The sequence below is a fragment of the Hydrogenovibrio sp. 3SP14C1 genome, from assembly GCF_029625905.1.
Lineage (GTDB): Bacteria > Pseudomonadota > Gammaproteobacteria > Thiomicrospirales > Thiomicrospiraceae > Hydrogenovibrio.
This window is the reverse complement of record NZ_JARTLM010000271.1, coordinates 1-245: the sequence shown is the minus strand read 5'-3', so window position 1 is coordinate 245 and position 245 is coordinate 1. Positions and strand designations below refer to the sequence as shown.

The 245-nt window shown below is 45.7% G+C and carries 1 protein-coding gene; it reads right to left on the bottom strand.

Annotation, left to right across the window (positions count from 1 at the left end):
* The coding region (locus P8629_RS12510; protein WP_278166419.1) for an SPOR domain-containing protein at positions 1–245 on the bottom strand (245 nt) is incomplete at both ends.

The window sequence follows — 245 nt, the reverse complement described above, 5'->3', positions numbered from 1 at the left end:
ACGCTTCCTGACGAGTGGCATAATCACCATACAAGACCGTGTACCATTTCGTGCCATTAACGACTTTATAGTTTTCCCAGATCGGTTGTTCATCTTTAGGTAACTGATTCGCAAATTGATCAACCTTAGTTTGCGCCCCAACGGCAACAACTTGAATGGTGAAGCCATAACGTGGAGTCATTGCTAATTGCTGTTCGGTTGGTGGTGCAATAGTGACTTTAGGTTTGGCTGGCGGCGTTGCTTTG